The 16266-nt window shown below is 62.7% G+C and carries 14 protein-coding genes; 8 read left to right on the top strand and 6 right to left on the bottom strand.

The window, feature by feature from the left end:
• Nucleotides 1–85: 85 nt before the first annotated feature.
• Genes FFI89_RS20235 through FFI89_RS20225 form a run of 3 tightly spaced genes read left to right on the top strand, consistent with a single transcriptional unit; the run spans nucleotide 86 to nucleotide 3112 of the window.
• On the top strand, nucleotides 86–670 hold the full coding sequence (locus FFI89_RS20235; protein WP_138829443.1) for an NnrU family protein: 585 nt from the start codon (nucleotides 86–88) through the stop codon (nucleotides 668–670).
• Nucleotide 671: 1 nt separating this feature from the next.
• The gene (gene panB / locus FFI89_RS20230; RefSeq protein ID WP_138829442.1) at nucleotides 672–1499 is read left to right on the top strand and encodes a 3-methyl-2-oxobutanoate hydroxymethyltransferase; all 828 of its coding nucleotides are present in this window, start codon (nucleotides 672–674) and stop codon (nucleotides 1497–1499) included.
• A gap of 11 nt (nucleotides 1500–1510) precedes the next feature.
• A complete protein-coding gene (locus FFI89_RS20225) occupies nucleotides 1511–3112 on the top strand; it encodes a class I adenylate-forming enzyme family protein (RefSeq protein ID WP_138829441.1) in 1602 nt (533 codons plus the stop codon).
• Between the two features lie 74 nt (nucleotides 3113–3186).
• Here the strand turns inward: FFI89_RS20225 and FFI89_RS20220 are convergent, their stop codons facing one another.
• The gene (locus FFI89_RS20220) at nucleotides 3187–4047 is read right to left on the bottom strand and encodes a hypothetical protein (protein ID WP_138829440.1); all 861 of its coding nucleotides are present in this window, start codon (nucleotides 4045–4047) and stop codon (nucleotides 3187–3189) included.
• A 261-nt stretch (nucleotides 4048–4308) separates the two neighbouring features.
• On the opposite strand from FFI89_RS20220, the gene FFI89_RS20215 reads away from it, so the two are divergent.
• From FFI89_RS20215 to FFI89_RS20200, 4 genes are read left to right on the top strand one after another with little or no spacing between them, the layout of a single operon-like run.
• Nucleotides 4309–4962, top strand: coding sequence for a tetratricopeptide repeat protein (locus FFI89_RS20215; RefSeq protein WP_138829439.1), 654 nt, complete (start codon nucleotides 4309–4311; stop codon nucleotides 4960–4962).
• A 32-nt stretch (nucleotides 4963–4994) separates the two neighbouring features.
• Complete coding sequence (locus FFI89_RS20210; RefSeq protein ID WP_138829438.1) at nucleotides 4995–5561, top strand: hypothetical protein; 567 nt, start codon at nucleotides 4995–4997, stop codon at nucleotides 5559–5561.
• A gap of 55 nt (nucleotides 5562–5616) precedes the next feature.
• Nucleotides 5617–7005, top strand: coding sequence for a ribosome biogenesis GTPase Der (der, locus tag FFI89_RS20205; RefSeq protein WP_138829437.1), 1389 nt, complete (start codon nucleotides 5617–5619; stop codon nucleotides 7003–7005).
• Nucleotides 7002–8249 carry a TCR/Tet family MFS transporter gene (locus FFI89_RS20200; protein ID WP_138829436.1) on the top strand — a complete coding sequence of 416 codons (1248 nt, stop codon included), beginning with the start codon at nucleotides 7002–7004 and terminating at the stop codon, nucleotides 8247–8249. Before der ends, FFI89_RS20200 begins: the two co-directional genes overlap by 4 nt.
• A gap of 103 nt (nucleotides 8250–8352) precedes the next feature.
• Here FFI89_RS20200 and FFI89_RS20195 read toward each other — a convergent pair whose 3' ends face one another.
• From FFI89_RS20195 to FFI89_RS20185, 3 genes are all read right to left on the bottom strand, one after another.
• Nucleotides 8353–9579: an ABC transporter substrate-binding protein gene (locus FFI89_RS20195; RefSeq protein ID WP_168212969.1), complete on the bottom strand. Its 1227-nt coding sequence runs from the start codon at nucleotides 9577–9579 to the stop codon at nucleotides 8353–8355.
• A 102-nt stretch (nucleotides 9580–9681) separates the two neighbouring features.
• On the bottom strand, nucleotides 9682–10731 hold the full coding sequence (locus FFI89_RS20190) for a hypothetical protein (RefSeq protein ID WP_168213167.1): 1050 nt from the start codon (nucleotides 10729–10731) through the stop codon (nucleotides 9682–9684).
• 880 nt (nucleotides 10732–11611) lie between these two features.
• The gene (locus FFI89_RS20185; RefSeq protein WP_138829434.1) at nucleotides 11612–12460 is read right to left on the bottom strand and encodes a hypothetical protein; all 849 of its coding nucleotides are present in this window, start codon (nucleotides 12458–12460) and stop codon (nucleotides 11612–11614) included.
• A 252-nt stretch (nucleotides 12461–12712) separates the two neighbouring features.
• Between FFI89_RS20185 and FFI89_RS20180 the strand changes: the two genes are divergently transcribed.
• Complete coding sequence (locus tag FFI89_RS20180) at nucleotides 12713–13567, top strand: hypothetical protein (RefSeq protein WP_138829433.1); 855 nt, start codon at nucleotides 12713–12715, stop codon at nucleotides 13565–13567.
• A 188-nt stretch (nucleotides 13568–13755) separates the two neighbouring features.
• On the opposite strand, the gene FFI89_RS20175 is transcribed toward FFI89_RS20180, so the two are convergent.
• Entirely contained in the window at nucleotides 13756–14496 is a 741-nt protein-coding gene (locus FFI89_RS20175) for an SDR family NAD(P)-dependent oxidoreductase (RefSeq protein WP_138829432.1), read from the bottom strand.
• Between the two features lie 224 nt (nucleotides 14497–14720).
• Nucleotides 14721–16262: an amidophosphoribosyltransferase gene (gene purF, locus FFI89_RS20170; protein WP_210249013.1), complete on the bottom strand. Its 1542-nt coding sequence runs from the start codon at nucleotides 16260–16262 to the stop codon at nucleotides 14721–14723.
• Between the last annotated feature and the right edge of the window lie 4 nt (nucleotides 16263–16266).

Below are 16266 nucleotides of genomic sequence, written 5' to 3'. Positions count from 1 at the left end.
TGCCGTGCATTTTCGCGCATTGCAGGCCAAGCCCCTAAGATGATACGCGGTTAGCTCGAAGCCGGCCGCACACGGAGAGGACGTCATGGGACTGCTGGTGATGATCCTGGGCCTGATCCTTTTTCTGGGCGTCCATACGCTCACCACGCAGCGCGATCTGCGTGCGCGGTTTGTCGCCTCGATGGGCGAGGGCGGCTACAAGATTTTCTACGCCCTGGTCTCGATTGCCGGCCTGGCGCTGATCGTGTGGGGCTTTGCCGAGTATCGCGCGACCGGCTGGATCGATGTCTGGAATCCGCCGAAGGCGTTCAAGCATATCACCGTCGCGCTGATGCTGCCGGCGGTCATCCTTGTGGTCGCCTCCTATATCCGCGGCCGCATCTACACGACGCTGAAACATCCGATGCTGACGGGCGTCAAGCTGTGGGCGGCGGCGCATCTGCTCGCCAATGGCGATCTCGGCTCGATCATCCTGTTCGGCTCGTTTCTGGCGTGGGCGGTGTTTGACCGCATCTCGCTCAAACACCGTCCCGACGCCGGCGCACCACCGATTCCGGTCGGCGGTCCCGGCAATGACCTGATCGCGATCGCGGTCGGGGTCGTCGCTTATCTGGCGCTTGCCTTCGCGTTCCATCCGGTCGTGATCGGCGTCCCCGTGTTCGGAGCCTAGCATGTCGGTTCAATCGGTCATCAAGCGCAAAACGGCGCCGGATATTCGCGCCCGCAAGAATGGCGAGCCGATCGTGATGCTGACCTCGTACCACGCGCATACCGCGTCGCTGGTCGATCGCTATTGCGACGTCATCCTGGTCGGCGATTCCCTCGGCAACGTCATGCACGGCTTCGAGACCACCGTACCGGTGACGCTCGACATGATGATCCTGCAGGGCCATGCGGTCATGCGCGGCTCGCAGCATGCGCTGGTCGTGGTCGACATGCCGTTCGGCTCCTATGAGGCGTCGAAAGAGCAGGCGTTTCATTCCGCGGTGCGGATACTGAAGGAGACCCATTGCGGCGCGGTAAAGCTCGAAGGCGGGGCGCGGATGGCGGAAACCGTCGCGTTCCTGTCCGAGCGCGGCGTGCCCGTGATGGGCCACATCGGATTGACGCCGCAATCGATCAACACGCTAGGCTCGTTTCGCGCGCAGGGCCGCGACGAAGCGAGTTGGGAACCGATCCTGAACGACGCGCGCGCGATCTCGGAAGCCGGTGCTTTTTCGGTCGTGATCGAGGCGGTCGCGGAGCCGCTCGCGCGCAAGATTACGGAGCAGATCGCGATTCCGACCATCGGCATCGGAGCCAGTGCCGCCTGCGACGGCCAGGTGCTGGTGCTGGAAGACATGCTGGGGCTGTCGCCGCGGACGCCGAAATTCGTCCGCCGCTACGGCAATCTCGGACCCGCGATCGAAGCGGCCATCGAGGGCTACGCCACCGACGTCCGCTCGCGGGCTTTCCCCGGGCCCGAGCATGTCTACGAGATGAAAGCCAACAAGAGCTGAAGAGCCCCGCCATGGACTGGTCGCAGCATTCCATTCCTCCGATGCGGCTCGAGGCGCGCTTCGGCGATCGGGTGGTGCCGGCGTTTTGCGAACGGCCCAAGAGCATCTGGGGAATGGTTGCTGATGCCGCGTCCCGTAATCCCGACGGTGAGGCGCTGGTCTGCGGTAACAACCGGATGGACTGGCGCGAGGTCGCGCAGCGATCCGCTGACATCGCGGCCGGATTCGGGAAACTCGGATTGCAGCGCGGCGACCGGGTCGCGGTGCTGCTCGGCAACCGCATCGAATTCGTGCTGACGATGTTCGCCGCAGCCCATGCGGGTCTGGTCACGGTGCTGCTGTCCACCCGCCAGCAAAAGCCCGAGATCGCCTATGTGCTGACCGATTGCGGCGCAAAACTCCTGATCCACGAGGCCGCATTGGCCGGGCGCGTGCCCGATGCGCAGGACATTCCCGATCTCGCATTTCGTATCGCGGTCGATGACGATCCCAAGCTCTCGCGGTTTTCCGAGCTCGCGGACAATGCACCGGCGGCAGCGCCGGTCGAAGTCGGCGAAGAAGACACGGCGATGATCCTCTACACCTCGGGCACAACCGGCAAGCCCAAGGGCGCAATGCTCGCGCATTGCACCATCATTCATTCGTCGATGGTATTTGTATCGTGCCTCAAGCTGACCGCCGCCGATCGCTCGATCGCCGCCGTGCCGCTCGGGCATGTCACCGGCGTGGTTGCCAATATCACGACCATGCTGCGCTGCGCCGGCGCGCTGATCATCATGCCTGAGTTCAAGGCTGCGGAATATCTGAAGGTCGCCGCGCGCGAGCGCGTCACCTACACCGTGATGGTGCCGGCGATGTACAATCTCTGCCTGCTGCAGCCGGATTTCGACAGTTACGATTTGTCGAGCTGGCGGATCGGCGGCTTCGGCGGCGCGCCGATGCCGATCGCCACCATCGAACGCCTGGCCACCAAGATCCCGGGCCTCAAGCTGATAAATTGCTACGGCGCGACCGAGACCACGTCCCCCTCGACCATGATGCCCGGCGAATTGACCGCAAGCCATATCGATAGCGTCGGACTGCCCTGTCCGGGTGCGGAGATCATCGTCATGGGACCGGACGGGCATGAGTTGCCGCCCGGCGAAATCGGCGAAATATGGATTCGCAGTGGTTCGGTCATCAAAGGCTACTGGAATAATCCGACGGCGACGGCGGAGAGTTTTACGGCAGGGTTCTGGCATTCCGGCGATCTCGGTTCGGTGGATGCCGAGAGTTTTGTTCGCGTGTTCGATCGCCAGAAGGACATGATCAACCGCGGCGGCCTCAAGATCTATTCCGCCGAGGTCGAGTCGGTGCTTTCAGGCCACCCCGCGGTGGTCGAGAGCGCGATCATCGCCAAACCCTGCCCGGTACTGGGCGAGCGCGTGCATGCCGTGGTGGTGACCCGCAGCCCGGTGGGCGCCGAGGTGCTGCGCGCGTGGTGCGCCGAACGGTTGTCGGACTACAAGGTGCCGGAGACCATCGATCTCACCTCGGATCCGTTGCCGCGCAATGTCAACGGCAAGGTGATGAAACGGCAGTTGCGGGAAGCGTGGGCGGCGGCGCAGGCTTGAGATAGCGTTTTCGAGCGAAGTGGGAACCGGTTCGCGTAAAGAAAACGCGTCAAAACAAAAGACGAGCGAGGACGCTAAAGCTTCGGCGCGCTGCCCTTGGGCATCGTCTTGTCGTTGTGGTCGGCCGCGATCGCCTCGTTGTCGATTGCGGTGGCGCTGACGACGAGCTTGGTATCCAGCAGCGTGAATTGCGCGATGCCGACCCGGTCCGGCGGCGTGCCCGGTATCAGTTGCACGCTCAATACGCCGTCGCAGTTGGCGCCCTTGGCCTCGTCAAACATCGCGCTCAGCATTTTCGCCTTGGTCTGGGCCCGCTTGATGACGGCCACGCAACTGCCGCGGACGGTCTCGCCGTTGAGCTTGACCGCAGCTCGCGGGTCGAGCGGCTTGTCGATCGCTTCAAGCGCGCTCGCCTCCTTGTACCTGGTGCCGGAGGAGATCACCGAGCCCGACCGGTAGATGTAATAGAGGTGCTGATCGCCGACGATGGTGGGGGTGCCGTATTTTCCCATGATCTCCTTGATCATGTCGGCCTTGGCCGGCTGCTGGTCCGGCGCGAAGGTCAGATTGCGGGCGATGAAATAGGCGCGGTTGCCGCTCGCCGGTGAGGAGAAGCTGCCCGACAGCAACTCGCCGGTCTGCCTGGCGCTGGTGGGGAGGTTGAAGTTCAGCGCGGCGACGAAACTTGTGCCGGTGTCGCCGAGCTTCTGTTGCTGGATGTCGGTCTGGGCATCGGCATGTCCCTTGAAGCGCGTCTCGAACACGGCGCGCGCGGATTCGGCCGTCGCGTCCGTGGAGACGCCGAGGATGTCCGGTCGCAGTTTCCCGGAGAACGCCGTCTCGGGTGGCTTCGGTTTGGCGTCGGAGGCCAGCGACGCCGCGGGCAGGGCGGCCGGCCCGATGGCGACGATGAGAAACAGAGCATGGCGAAGCATGAACCACCCTCAAAAGCAGAACGAAACCAAGGGACAAGCGGGCGTGATTACGTCAAGTTTTGAACGGCGATGTCAATATTGCTAGCCGCGTGTTGCGGCGGCGGCATGACACAGGCCTTGAGCCGCACCGTTAACGCTTTGATCCGGCTCACTTTGCCTTGCCACCGCCATATCGTTAAGGTAACGCCGCCGCCATGCGGGGATTGGGAGCGTGGCGCCGCTGCCTTGATCGCGTTTCCCCAGGGGATGGGATAGCCTTAAGTGTCTGAATTATTTGATGAAGTAGACGAGGACGTCCGCCGCGACCAGCTCAAGAAGCTGTGGGAGCAATATTCGATCTATATCGTCGCGGGCGCGCTCCTGATCATCGCGTCCGTCGGTGGCTGGCGTGGCTACCAGTATGTGGAAGCCAGGAAGGCAGCCGAGGCCGGGGCGGCCTTCGACAAGGCCGTGGAACTCTCGGACGCCAGCAAGCACACGGAAGCCGAAGCGGCGTTTGCCGATCTGGCCGCCAAGGGGCCGTCCGGATACCGCGTGCTGGCACGGCTGCGCATGGCGACCGAGGTCGCGAACCGCGACACGGCGGCGGCGGCGAAGCTGTTTGACGAAATTACCGCCGACCGCAGCGTCGACGTTGCTGTGCAGGATCTGGCGCGGATTCGCGCGGCGCAGTTGCTGCTGGAAACCACGACCTATCCCAACATGAAAGAGCGCCTCGAGGCCGCCGCGGCACCGGGCGCGACGTTTCGCCATACCGCGCGCGAATTGCTGGCGCTGTCGGCCTGGCGCGCCAACGACGCCGCGGCGACGCGGCAATGGCTCGACCTGATTGCCAACGACGGCGAGACGCCGCCGAGCCTGCGCTCTCGCGCCGAAGCGCTGCAGGCCCTGCTTCCGCCGGTTGCCAAAAGCTAACCAGAGCTGACGAGACTGAACGAGAACCAACCATGCGCCGCCCGCAACGTCTGATCGCAGCCACCGTCCTCGTCGCGCTCTCCAGCGCGCTGGCGGGTTGCGGCAGCATGGGCAATTTCGATCCGTCCGATTTGCTCGACTTCCTCGACACCAAGAAGAAGCTGCCGGGCGACCGTAAGCCGGTTTTCCCCGAGGGTGTGCCGGGCCTCGAGCAGGGCGTGCCGAAGGATCTCTACAAGGGCAGCCGCCAGATCGACGATCAGAATCCGCAGGTGGCTGCCGCTCCGGCCGCCCCGCCGCCGGAGGAGCCGAAATCGAAGCGTGGCGCCAAATCGAAGGGCAAGCCGACGCCGGCCGCCGCCAGCCCGGCGCCAGCGGCTGAGCCTGCCGCGGCTGCCGACCCCGATGCCGCGCCTGAGGAAGAGGGCAGCACCGCCGCCGCCCCGCCAGCGCCCAAGCCCAAGAAGATCGCGCGCAAGCGCACCACCGCGCCGCCGGCGGATGCGCCCGCCGCGCAGTCGACGGCGCCCGCGTCAGCCACGCAACAATCCGCCGCACCGTTCCCGGCCCCAATGCCGAGCGGCACTTTCACGCGCTGAGTTTTCATTTTCATTCGATTGACACGTCCTTCAAAAGAGGGCGTTTGGAACACTTATGTCTTTCACGATTGCCATCATCGGCCGGCCCAATGTCGGAAAGTCGACGCTGTTCAACCGGCTGGTCGGGCAGAAGCTCGCGCTGGTCGATGACGAACCGGGCGTGACCCGCGACCGCCGCGAGGGCGAAGGCCGCCTCGGCGATCTCGAATTCACATTGATCGACACCGCCGGGCTCGACGAGGGCGCCAAGGGATCGCTCACCGCGCGGATGCAGGAGCAGACCGAAATCGCGATCGGGCTCGCCGACGCGCTGATGTTCGTGTTCGACGCGCGTGCCGGCCTGACGCCAAACGATCGTGCTTTCGCCGATTTCGCCCGCCGCGCCAACAAGCCGGTGGTACTGGTCGCCAACAAGAGCGAGGGCAAGCACGGCGAGCTCGGCGCCATGGAATCCTACGCGCTGGGCTTGGGCGATCCGATCCAGATTTCGGCCGAGCATGGCGAAGGCCTGAGCGATCTCTACGACGCGCTGCGGGTGTTGATGCCCGAACCGGTCGAGGAAGAGGAGGAGTTCGACGACGACGACGACATCATCGAAACCGATGAGGAAATCGCGCAACGTCCGATCCGCGTCGCCATCGTCGGCCGGCCCAATGCCGGCAAGTCGACGCTGATCAATCATCTGCTCGGCGAGGAGCGGCTTTTGACCAGCCCCGAGGCCGGCACCACGCGCGATTCCATTTCGGTGGAGATCACATGGCAGGGCCGCGAATTCCGCGTGTTCGACACCGCTGGCTTGCGGCGGCGTTCGCGGATCGAGGAGAAGCTGGAGAAACTGTCGGTCGCCGATGCGCTGCGCGCGGTGCGCTTCGCCGAAGTCGTCGTGCTGATGATGGACTCGCAGAACCGGTTCGAGGAACAGGACCTGCGGATCGCCGACCTGATCGAGCGCGAGGGCCGCGCGCTGGTGCTGGCGGTCAACAAATGGGATTTGATGGAGAAGAAGGGCAGCCTGATTTCGGCGCTGCGTACCGACGCCGATCACTGGTTGCCGCAGGTCAAGGGTGTGCCGATCGTCGCCGTTTCCGGCCTGATGGGCGAGGGCATCGATCGGCTGATGACCGCCATCGAACAGGCCTATGCGGTGTGGAACAAGCGCGTGCCGACGGCCACCCTCAATCGCTGGTTCGAGCAGGCGGTCGATGCCAATCCGCCGCCCGCCGTGTCGGGCCGGCGGCTGAAGCTCAACTACATCACCCAGGCCAAGGCGCGGCCGCCGAGCTTCATCCTGTTCTGTTCGCGCGCCGATGCGGTGCCGACCTCCTACCTGCGCTATCTCACCAACAGCATGCGTGAGGCGTTCGATCTGCCGGGCACGCCTGTGCGGATTTCGCTGCGGGAGAAGGCCAATCCGTTCGCCCACAAGCGCAAACGGCCGTCATGAGCGAACAGGCGTCCGTGCCTGCCGCCGACATGCCGCCGGTGCGCAACGCCGCGGCGGCTTTCATTTTCGTCACCATCCTGCTCGACATGCTGGCGCTGGGCCTGATCATTCCGGTGCTGCCGAAGCTGGTGGAGAGCTTTGTCGACAACGATACCGCGAGTGCGGCGCGGATCTTCGGATTGTTCGGCACCGCCTGGGCGCTGATGCAGTTCCTGTTCTCGCCGATCCTCGGCGCGCTGTCGGACCGATTCGGTCGCAGGCCGGTGGTGCTGCTGTCGAATTTCGGGCTGGCGCTGGATTACGTGCTGATGGCGCTGGCGCCGTCGCTGACCTGGCTGTTCGTCGGCCGGGTGATTTCCGGCATCACCTCGGCCAGCATCTCGACCGCCTTCGCCTATATCGCCGACGTCACGCCGCCGGAACGGCGCGCCGCGGTGTTCGGCAAGATCGGCGCGGCGTTCGGCGCCGGGTTCATCCTGGGGCCGGCGCTCGGCGGTCTGCTCGGCGGCATGGATCCGCGGCTGCCGTTCTGGATCGCCGCGGGCCTGAGTTTTGCCAACACGCTGTACGGCTGGCTGATCCTGCCGGAATCACTGCCCGCCGAGCGGCGCTCGCCGTTTCGCTGGAAGAGCGCCAATCCGCTCGGGGCGCTGCATTTGCTGCGCTCGAACCGGATTCTAGCCGGGCTGTCGCTGGCGAACTTCTTCGGCCAGGTCGCCCATGTGGTGCTGCCCTCGACCTTCGTGCTCTACGCCACCTATCGCTATGGCTGGGGCACCACGACCGTTGGGCTGACGCTGGCGCTGGTCGGCGTCTGCTCCATGGTGGTGCAGGGCGCGGGCGTCGGCCCGATCGTCAAACGCTTCGGCGAGCGGCGGGCGCTGCTCGTCGGGCTCGCTTGCGGCGCGCTCGGATTTCTGATCTACGGCGCGGCCCCGACCGGAGAGTTGTTCTGGCTCGGCATTCCCGTGATGTCGTTGTGGGGCATTGCGGGGGCGGCGATCCAGGCGCTGACCACGCAAATGGTGGCGCCGGACCAGCAGGGCCAGTTGCAGGGCGCCACCAACAGCGTGCAGAGCGTATCCCAGCTGGTGGGACCGTTTCTGTTCACGCTGACCTTTGCTTACTTCATCAGCGACAGCGCGCCGCTGAAATTGCCGGGCGCGCCGTTCCTGCTGGCGTCGGCCTTGCTGCTGCTGGCGCTGCTGATCGCGTGGCGGACGCTGGCTGCGCAGAAGCCGTAGGGTGGGTTAGCCGCAAGGCGTAACCCACCATCTTTTTTGCTGCGACGAAGGCGGTGGGTTACGCTTCGCTAACCCACCCTACGGCAGTGCGTTTTTACGTCGCTCACTTCTTGACCAGCGGACACTCGCTGGCCTCGAGCGGCTTGGCGGCGTCTTCCGGTGAAATCGTGGCGATCAGCTTGTAATAATCCCACGGATACTTCGATTCATCCGGCTTCTTCACTTCGAACAGGTAGGCCGGGATGATGCGGCGGCCGTCGGCGCGCAGCGGACCCTTGCCGAACAAGGGATCGTCGGTCGGCAGTTCCTTCATCTTGGCGACGACCTTGGCGCCGTCATGCGGATTGCCGCCGAGCGCTTCCATCGCCTTCAGGTAATGCAGCACCATGGCGTAGTTGCCGGCCTGGGTCATCGACGGCATCGCGTTCTTGCTGGCGAGCGCCGAGAACCGCTTCGAGAAGGCGCGGGTCTGGTCGTTCATGTCCCAGTAGAAGGATTCCGTGAACGTCAGTCCCTGAGCAGTCTTCAGTCCGAGCGAATGCACGTCGTTGATGAACAGCAGCAGCGCGGCGAGCTTCTGGCCGCCGGCCACGATACCGAATTCGGAGGCCTGCTTGATCGCGTTGGTGGTGTCGCCGCCGGCGTTGGCGAGGCCGACGACCTTGGCCTTGGACGACTGCGCCTGCAGCAGGAACGACGAGAAGTCCGACGAGTTGATCGGGTGCTTGACGCTGCCGAGCACCTTACCGCCATTGGCGGTCACGACCGCCGCGGTATCGCGCTCGAGCGCATGGCCGAAAGCGTAGTCGGCGGTCAGGAAGAACCAGGTGTCGCCGCCGGCCTTGGTCAGCGCTTTGCCGGTGCCGGTCGCCAGCATGTAGGTGTCGTAGGTGTAGGATATGGTGTTCGGCGTGCAGGCCTTGCCGGTGAGGTCGGCGGTAGCCGCCCCCGAGTTGAGCAGGGTGATATTCTTCTCTTTGACCAGGTTGTTGACGGCGAGCGCGACGCCGGAATTCGGCGTGTCGGCGATCGCATCGACCTTCTCGGTGTCAATCCACTGCCGGGCGAGGTTGACGCCGACGTCCGGCTTGTTCTGGTGATCGCCGCTGATGACGTCGATCTTCCAGCCCTTCTTGAGCAGGCCGGAATCCTCGACCGCCATCTTGATCGCGACCACCGAATTGGGACCGCCGATGTCGGCGTAGAGGCTCGACATGTCGTTGAGCACGCCGATCTTGACGGTCTTGTCCTGGGCCCAGGCGGGCGCGGCAAGGCTGACGCCGGCAACGGTGATCAGCGCGGCAAGGCGCCGCGCGGTAATTGTGATCATGTATTCCCTCCATCTATGGTGGCCGGGCGGCCCTCTTGTCGGAGCCGACCCGGCATTGAACTGGAGGCTGTCTAGTGAATCCCGGCGCCCCCGGCAATCCGCCTATCGTAGCGCGTCCGAGGTCAGCTTGAACTTCTGGATGCGTTTGCCGGTATCGACTTCGCCGGTATAGACGTTGCCTTTGGCATCCACCGCCATGGTGTGAACCCAGTGGAATTGCCCGGCGCTGCGGCCGTTGCTCCCGAAATGGCCGGCCACGGTGCCGTCGTCGCGTTTCAGCACCCGGATTTCGTTGTTGGCGCCGTCGGCGCTCAACAGCCAGGTCTGCTTCGGATCGGGCCAGATCACGACGTCCCAGACCGCGCCGTTGGCGAGCGTATTCTTCTCGTAGAACCACTCTTTGACGAAGGTGCCGTCCTTCTTGAAGACCTGGATACGGTTGTTGGTGCGGTCGCAGACATAGACCAGTCCGTCATTGGCAACCTTCACGCAATGCACGGGATTGCCGAACTGCTGCGCCACCGGCGCCTTCGGATCGTAAGGCGGCTGCTTGTCGTCGTTCGGCGGCTTGCCGTAGGCGCCCCAGTGCCGCTTGTAGGCGCCCGTGGTGGCATCGAATACGATGACGCGCCGGTTGCCGTAGCCGTCGGCGATGTAGACTTCGTTGGCGTCCTTGTCGACGGTCACCTCGGCGGGCCTGCCGAGCTGCGTGGTGTCGTTGCTGCCCTTGGCCGGCGCGATCTTGCCGATCTGCAGCACGAACTTGCCGTCGGGCGTGAACTTCAGAACCTGGCTGTCGTCGTTCGCGTTGCCGGTCAGCCAGACAAATCCGCCGCTGACTTCGATACCGTGTTCGTTGCCGAACCACTGATAGCCTTCACCGGGGCCGCCCCACGAGCGCAGCAGATTGCCGTCGGCATCGAACTCCAGCACCGGCGGCGCCGGGACGCAGCACTTGGTGCGCGGCGGGACGAGCGCTGCGGCCTTCTCATCGTCGGTCAGCGAGCGCGGACGTTGAAACACCCAGATGTGTCCCTCCGCGTCTGATGTGATGCCGCCGACCTGTCCCATGATCCAGTTGTTCGGCAGCGGTTTTGGCCATGATGCGTCGACCGCGAACGTCGGGACGTCGCCGGCCTGCGCGCTGCGCATCGACAGCGGCGTGCCGATCAGCACGGCGGCGGCCACACAGGCGGCAATGGTTTTGGCGAAATGCTGGACGGCAGGTATCGAGCGCGCGCGATGGTGCATCGGCATGATGGCTTCCTCCCCTGATTTTATTGACGGGTTTTTCCCGCTTGGCGGGCAGTCAATCGTGGGGAGGGACGCAAGTCAACGGTTTGCCTGTCATACCCCGCGCAGGCGGGGTATCCAGTACGCCGCGGCTTATCGGATCAATCATTGACGCCTCTGGAATACTGGGTCGCCCGGTCAAGCCGGGCGATGACAACTGAATACGCATTTACGTTCTCGCGGCATCAACTGCCCGAAGTTTTGCAATCAACCTTGCCCTCCGAAACATAGAGGGCGCAGGGAAGACCGAGTGCGCGCCGCACCCGCGGTCTTGCGTGCGATAGTTGCAACAAAATGGTGCACGCAAGCATACAGGTTTGGCGGAGGCATCCGGCCTTCCCTGCGCAATGGCTTTACGGCTTATACGAGATCGTCCTGGTGACCCTGCTTTTTGTGACACCATCGCTCTCGGGCAGCGTTGGCCGCCCTCGAACTTGACGCCTGCATCGGGGCGTCGGACCCAAACGATTTCACCGTACGCTCACGCCACACTCGTCTTTGCGACATCAGCGTCCACCGCATCCCACCGCACGTTCGTGACGATCGCGAGCGCCCCTCTCATCGCGGGAGACGGGCGGAGTTAAACTTCTGATTTGCCCGACGCTGCAACGGAAATATTTTTGCGCGAAGGGCTGGACAGACTTTTGCTGATTTGCCCGTCGGGTTGATTTGTCGCAGGGATTGCAGAAAGATTTCGCTTGCGCGGGACGCGACGCAGAGCCCGTCGGGCCGTCCCTCGTTAGAAAAGATTTGCCTGCTCTGTCGTACGTCGGGAGATCGGGGATGAGCAATCTATAACACCCGGAATTTGATCAATTGCTTCCATCGTTCTGAGGGCACCTCGCTGAGTGCTCTGGAAGTACACGGTAAGTAATTCAGCAGATGTCCTAGAAATAGAGGCGCGTGGGATAAACGAAAGAATCTTGCTAGCGATCTGACCGGACTCTTCCTCACTCAACCCTTTATGTAACATTACCTTGAAGAAGAACGGATGAGTGACCACACCCGCGAGTTGATTACCCTTTCCGTCCTCTAACGCGCTTATCCTTGTTGTTAAACTTTGGAGCTGGTCGGCCACCACTTTCATTTCTGACGAAGCCGTCTGTTCGAAATGCTGTTGGCCCAGAGCGCGGGTCACCGGGTTATCAGGTTTGAACCCCTCAACAATTGCTTCTCGGACCTGCTTCGAGAGGCCGTCCGTTGCAAATCGCATGGCCGCCGGATTCACGAACGAGAACGGCACCGTTTTATAGAGGCTGAGGTCGAATGGAATACGCTGATCTTCCAACTGCATATGAACAATTGGTTTTGCGACCATGTGTCGAATGCCAATTTCATAGAAAGCATTGGGGTTAAGATGCGACAAATCAGCGATAACCAGGTCAGCATCACGCAATGAGACGATAATCTGGGAATCGATCATTCCCGGTTTAGAGTCTTCATCCTGGCGCTTGACGTGAAATTGAGGGAATTCCGCCATAGCAGGCCGGATGATGAGTTCCAGAAGCAAGTCTGCGTGATTGCGAGTGTCAGATCCTGCCGAGCCGATCGGACCTACGACGAAACAGAGCCTCTTATCTCCTGCCATTGAGCACCGCCTAAAACGTGATAATAGCCCCTCGAGGGGCTGTACCAAAGCGTGTACTATTTCAGGCCTTCGCCTTCCAGGCTATGGTAATTTTGCCCGTCGCTATAACTCGACTGAGAGCTTTGGAGCATGTTCAAGCGCGGGATCGTCAGCACCTTCCACAACGCTAGCACGACTTTACGTTGCAGAGTTCCAGTTCTGATACAATAATCGGTTTAACGACGACATTTTAGGAACGGCTATTGAGGGCGCATGAAGTTTCGGCCGCCTGACGTTTTCTTAGGAGTACTTTTAACGATTGCCGTTTTTGCGGCGGGGCTTGTTTTTTCGGCATCATACTATCACAGCCCACCCAAGCAGAATCCAACAGAGCACCCCGTACACAACGAAGGCGGGGGAAAATCTGCCGCCGTAAATGGCCCCGAGGCCAGTAGGCATCATGAGCAACAAGAGGGTAAGAGCGAATTTTGGTCCGCTAAACTCTCCGATTGGGCGCTCGTAGCTTTCACCGGGCTGCTGGTCCTGTTCACTTACCGGCTTTGGAAGTCGACTGATAAGCTCTGGGCCGCTGGTGAAAAACAAATAGCGGCCGCAGAGCGATCCGCGTTGGTTGCTGAGCGAGCACTTGCTGATATTGAGCGCCCTTACCTTTTCGTATTCAACGTCGGGCGTCTTACAATTGAGGATTTCTATGAATTCGACGAAGACGAAGTAGGCCACACTCTGAAGGTCACTTACGAGGTCGCAAACCACGGAAAGATACCCGCAATCATCGAAAGCCTGCGTGCTAATCTCAGCGTATTTACTGATCCGCTCGACCCCCTAGCTGCCGATTTCGATCACCCACTCATAATCGCGCCGGTCTTGGCGGCAGGAGAAAAGCGAGTGGACATTCAGACAGATGTCGGATGGAACGACATCGAGACGAACGAGTTCGGAAACACCGTGCCCAATTTCGGGGACAACACACTGTTCTTGCGAGTGGTCATTTGCTATCGGGGTCCATTTACCAGGAACCACGAAACCAGTATTGGCTTGCGATACGACGAACGAACTCACCGTTTCGTTGAATTCTACACCGGCGAAAAGTACAACTTTCAAACGTAATAAATGCTGCCTGTCTTACCCAGGATAGAGCGTGTGCTCTACGTCTGTTAAGTCCGGGTACGTCGCCCTTGCGAGTATCACTTGCGATAACCGGCCCGCCGTAGCTCAATGAGCGAAGGCGGAAGCAATCCATGCCTGTCTTGCGGAGCAATGGATTGCTGCGCTTCGCTCGCAATGACGAGGAGGGGCTACGCCGGCGCGCGAAAGCTCATCAGCGTGCGGGTCTTGAAATCATAGAATTTGCCGGTCGCGTCCCAGCTAGGCTCACACATCGGCACGATGAATTCGGCGGCTTGCTCGGGCGTGTCCAGCGTCGCCGGATCTTCGCCGGGAAACATGGTGGCGCGCATGCGGGTGCGGATCGGGCCGGGGTTGAACAGATTGACGCGCATCTTCGTGCTGGCGGTTTCCTCCGCCCAGACCCGCACCAGGGCTTCGAGCGCGGCCTTCGAGGCGGCGTAGGGACCGATATAGGCGGGCGCCTTGTTGGCGGCGCCTGAGGTGACGAATACCGCGCGGCCGGCATCGGACTGCTTCAGCAACGGCTCCATGCAGCGGATCAATTGAAAATTCGCGGTCACGTTGATCGCCATGACATCGTTCCACGGCTTCACCTCGATATGGCCGAGCGGTGACGACGGACCGGCGACGCCGGCATTGCCGACGAGAACGTCGATCTTGCCGTGGCGCTCATGCAACGCCGCGCCGAGCCGCGCGATGCCGTCGAAATCGGTGAGGTTGAGCGGCACCAGTGTGGCGGCGCCGCCGTCTTTGCGGATCTCGTCGTCGAGCTCTTCCAGGCCGCCTTGCGTGCGCGCCACGGCGACGACATGCGCGCCGGCCTTGGCGAGCGCCACGGCGGTGGCACGGCCGATGCCGCGCGAGGCGCCGGTGACGACGGCGATACGGGAAGCGAGGGGTTGGGTCATGGTTTCAACTCATCAACGTCTGTGCGGCGGGGTATTACAGACGTGGATGGCCGGGACAAGCCCGGCCATGACGAAAATGGCACCGTCGTTCCGGGATGCGCCGCAAGGCGCAGACCCGGAAGGTCGAGCTGATGGAGGGTGCAAAACAACCTCTGGATTCCCCGATGTGCAATTGCACATCTGAGGTTCGCGTCTTCGACGCGCCCGGAATGACAGCTGCGCTGTCAGCTCGCTTCCGCCAGCAGCGACAATTGCCGGGGCTGCGGTTCGACCTGGGTCTGGTCGGTGAGGTGGGTCGGATAGGCGCCGGTGAAGCAGTGATCCGAGAATTTCGGGTTGGCGGGATCGCGGCCGGGCTCGCCCATCGCGCGGTACATGCCGTCGATCGACAGGAACGCCAGCGAATCCGCGCCGATGATCTCGCGCATTTCCTCCAGCGAATGGGTCGCGGCGAGCAGGCCGCCGCGGTCCGGCAGGTCGATGCCGTAATAGTCGGGGTACAGGATCGGCGGCGAGGCGAGGCGGAAATGCACTTCGCGGGCGCCGGCGTCGCGCATCATGCGTACGATCTTCTTCGACGTGGTGCCGCGCACCAGGGAGTCGTCGATCAGGATGATGCGCTTGCCTTCGATCGCGGCGCGGTTGGCCGAATGCTTCATGCGGACGCCGAGTTCGCGCACGCTCTGGGTCGGCTGAATGAAGGTACGGCCGACATAATGGTTTCTGATAATGCCGAGTTCGAACGGCACGCCGGAATGCTGGCTGTAACCGAGGGCGGCGGGCACGCCGGAATCCGGCACCGGCACCACGACGTCGACCTCGACATGGCTCTCGCGCGCGAGCTGTGCGCCAAAGGCCTTGCGGACCTCGTACACCGAGCGGCCGCCGACGATCGAATCCGGCCGCGAGAAGTAGATATATTCGAAGATGCAGGGCCGCGGCGGCTTCGGCGGGAACGGCTTGTGGCTGTGCGCACCGTCCTCGTCGAAAACGACGATCTCGCCGGGTTCGACGTCGCGGACATATTTGGCACCGATCATATCGAGCGCGCAGGTTTCCGAGGTCAGGATCGGGCGGCCGTCGAGGTCGCCGAGCACCAGCGGGCGGATGCCGAGCGGGTCGCGTGAGCCGATCAGTTTCTTGTTGGTCAGCGAGACCAGCGAATAGGCGCCCTCGATGGCGCGCAGCGCCTCGATGTAGCGATCGATGAAGCGGCCGCGCTTGGATTGCGCCACCAGATGCAGGATCACTTCGGTGTCGGTGGTCGACTGCATCATGGCGCCGTTCTTCACCAGTTCGCGGCGCAGCGAGAGCCCGTTGGTGAGATTGCCGTTATGGCCGACCGCGAAGCCGCCGGCATTGAGCTCGGCGAACAGCGGCTGCACGTTGCGCAGGATGGTGGCGCCGGTGGTGGAGTAGCGGACATGGCCGACGGCGGCGTTGCCGGGCAGGCGCTCGATCACTTCGCGGCGGGAGAAGGTGTCGCCGACGAGACCGAGGCGGCGTTCCGAGTGGAAGCGGGCGCCGTCGAAGGAAACGATGCCGGCGGCCTCCTGGCCACGGTGCTGGAGGGCGTGGAGGCCGAGCGCCGTGATGGCGGCGGCCTCGGGGTGGCCGTAGATGCCGAACACGCCGCATTCCTCGCGGAGCGTGTCGCCTTTGAGGTCAGGATCTTGGAGGTCGTCCTGCAATTCGATGCCGAGATTTAGATCAGGATTTGAGTCAAACTGGTGGGCGGGATCGGAAGTGTTTTGCATCTCGTCCATCGCG

This window comes from Bradyrhizobium sp. KBS0727, from assembly GCF_005937885.2.
GTDB lineage: Bacteria > Pseudomonadota > Alphaproteobacteria > Rhizobiales > Xanthobacteraceae > Bradyrhizobium.
The sequence above is the reverse complement of the archived record's forward strand: the minus strand, read 5'-3'. Positions and strand labels throughout refer to the sequence as shown.

Excerpts from the sequence above, each read along its gene's own strand:
- FFI89_RS20210 (WP_138829438.1), top strand. The coding sequence starts at position 4,995 with ATGCGCCGCCCGCAACGTCTGATCGCAGCCACCGTCCTCGTCGCGCTC.
- FFI89_RS20175 (WP_138829432.1), bottom strand. The coding sequence starts at position 14,496 with ATGACCCAACCCCTCGCTTCCCGTATCGCCGTCGTCACCGGCGCCTCG.
- panB (WP_138829442.1), top strand. The coding sequence starts at position 672 with ATGTCGGTTCAATCGGTCATCAAGCGCAAAACGGCGCCGGATATTCGC.
- FFI89_RS20195 (WP_168212969.1), bottom strand. The coding sequence starts at position 9,579 with ATGATCACAATTACCGCGCGGCGCCTTGCCGCGCTGATCACCGTTGCC.
- FFI89_RS20180 (WP_138829433.1), top strand. The coding sequence starts at position 12,713 with ATGAAGTTTCGGCCGCCTGACGTTTTCTTAGGAGTACTTTTAACGATT.
- purF (WP_210249013.1), bottom strand. The coding sequence starts at position 16,262 with ATGGACGAGATGCAAAACACTTCCGATCCCGCCCACCAGTTTGACTCA.
- FFI89_RS20235 (WP_138829443.1), top strand. The coding sequence starts at position 86 with ATGGGACTGCTGGTGATGATCCTGGGCCTGATCCTTTTTCTGGGCGTC.
- FFI89_RS20185 (WP_138829434.1), bottom strand. The coding sequence starts at position 12,460 with ATGGCAGGAGATAAGAGGCTCTGTTTCGTCGTAGGTCCGATCGGCTCG.
- der (WP_138829437.1), top strand. The coding sequence starts at position 5,617 with ATGTCTTTCACGATTGCCATCATCGGCCGGCCCAATGTCGGAAAGTCG.
- FFI89_RS20220 (WP_138829440.1), bottom strand. The coding sequence starts at position 4,047 with ATGCTTCGCCATGCTCTGTTTCTCATCGTCGCCATCGGGCCGGCCGCC.
- FFI89_RS20190 (WP_168213167.1), bottom strand. The coding sequence starts at position 10,731 with ATGCGCAGCGCGCAGGCCGGCGACGTCCCGACGTTCGCGGTCGACGCA.
- FFI89_RS20200 (WP_138829436.1), top strand. The coding sequence starts at position 7,002 with ATGAGCGAACAGGCGTCCGTGCCTGCCGCCGACATGCCGCCGGTGCGC.
- FFI89_RS20225 (WP_138829441.1), top strand. The coding sequence starts at position 1,511 with ATGGACTGGTCGCAGCATTCCATTCCTCCGATGCGGCTCGAGGCGCGC.